Origin of the sequence: Paraburkholderia polaris (genome assembly GCF_012927345.1) — a bacterium.
GTDB classification, from domain to species: domain Bacteria; phylum Pseudomonadota; class Gammaproteobacteria; order Burkholderiales; family Burkholderiaceae; genus Paraburkholderia; species Paraburkholderia polaris.
Genome location: NZ_JABBGJ010000131.1, coordinates 1 through 1646, shown reverse-complemented (window position 1 = coordinate 1646; position 1646 = coordinate 1). Strand labels below are relative to the sequence as shown.

Below are 1646 nucleotides of genomic sequence, written 5' to 3'. Positions count from 1 at the left end.
TTTGGGTCGCGAAACCCGCGCAAGCGCCGCTCGCGTTCGCGCGTAGGTTGATGGCTATTCTCGGCCCGATTGTTCACGCGGGCGGCAGCCTTGACGAACACGTGTTTGACATTTGCCAGCGCGGGGATCCTGGACTTCGCGGCCGGATAGCTGCGCAGCTGATCGGTGACGATTTTGCGCGGCACCGGGCACGAACGAAGTACGCGTTCGAAGAATCGTTCGGCTGCGGCCATGTCGCGCCGCTTCTGCAGCAGGATATCGAGTTCGGCGCCGTGCTCGTCGACCGCTCGCCACAGCACGTAAGGTTCACCGCGCAACGTCACGAACAACTCATCGAGATGCCATGTACTGCCCGGTTTTCGCCGGACAGCCTTTACCCGATGTGCGAACCTGGAACCGAATTTATCGCACCAGCGGCGCACGGTTTCATAACTCACCTCGATGCCGCGCTCGAACAGCAACTCTTCAATATCACGCAAACTCAACTGAAACCGAAGTACCACCGAACGGCACAGCTGATGACCACCGCAGGAAAGCGATGCCCGTGATAGAGCGATCTGGAATTTTTCATCTCAAGAATTCTACGCGACCGCCTCAATAACGTGACAAAGCCTTTGGAAGCATTCCGGATTGACAGATCTATTGCGTTCTACGCAAAACCAGATGGTGCTTCACAACCCAGAGTGAAATATTTCGGTCAGGCAGGTAAGCCTGACAATTTCGCATCGAAAGTAGTGTGCCGACTCGCCGGGGCGATTTCGATCTATTACGCGACGCGAGCGCTGCTGCCAGCGAAAACACGGGTGTTTGTCGATTTCGTTGTCGAGGTTCGAGCGGGAGCGGTTGGCCGAAAGGTTTGCGGGAGCATGGAATGAGTCGAACGTCAGCAGTTGATGCTGTTCGGCCAATGATATGGACCGGCTGCTTACTTGATCCACTGCCCGATGTCGCGACTCGTCCCATGCTGTAAAACTGCTCTACGCTCAACCCGCCATTTGAGCAATGACTTCGAATGGCGCACGTGCGCCGCGGACTTCACAAATATAGAAACCGCGTTCATTTGCTTGAGCCAATGTCAGCCCGAGATGCTGGAGTACCGGCTCCAACTCCACAACCGAACCGTTTCCGAGGCCGATCCAGCAAGTTGGATCGCTTCCAGATTGGTCGATGGCGACATTGAAGCTGATTTCATCGGGGTTGCCGGCCGCATCGGTCACAACGAACTGTATGGCGCTAATTCCCCCGCCCGGCGGGTCCACCAATCGATCGTTGCTGGCCCGTGAATGCTGCGCTTCGGACCAGTATTGGCCGTCCCAGACGCCCTTGGGCAACGGAACGTTGTCGGTGTGTTGATTTGCACGGAATCCTGACCCGGGATTTGCATTGAATTCTGACCCACCCGTTGGACCAGCTTTGCGGGTTATTCGGTGGGTGTCTGGGTCTTCTTTCTCTCCTTCTTTGGCTGTGTCGTGCTGTTTCTGAAACGATAGCTATCGTTGCCTGTTTCTACAATGTGGCAGTGGTGCGTGAGCCGGTCGAGCAGCGCCGTCGTCATCTTTGCATCGCCGAACACACTGGCCCACTCAGCGAAGCTCAGGTTGGTGGTGATGATGATGCTGGTTCGTTCGTAGAGCTTGCTGAGCAGG

2 protein-coding genes and 1 pseudogene are annotated in these 1646 nt (G+C 56.3%); all 3 read right to left on the bottom strand.

Features of this window, described 5'->3' with window-relative positions; all coding sequences use genetic code 11:
• Positions 1–571: pseudogene (locus HHL24_RS43265) on the bottom strand (IS6 family transposase); the annotation flags it as partial.
• A 412-nt stretch (positions 572–983) separates the two neighbouring features.
• Positions 984–1331, bottom strand: coding sequence for a hypothetical protein (locus HHL24_RS43255; RefSeq protein ID WP_169491337.1), 348 nt, complete (start codon positions 1329–1331; stop codon positions 984–986).
• Between the two features lie 89 nt (positions 1332–1420).
• Positions 1421–1646 (bottom strand): ATP-binding protein (locus HHL24_RS43250; RefSeq protein WP_169487269.1); only part of this gene is annotated, 226 nt, incomplete at its 5' end.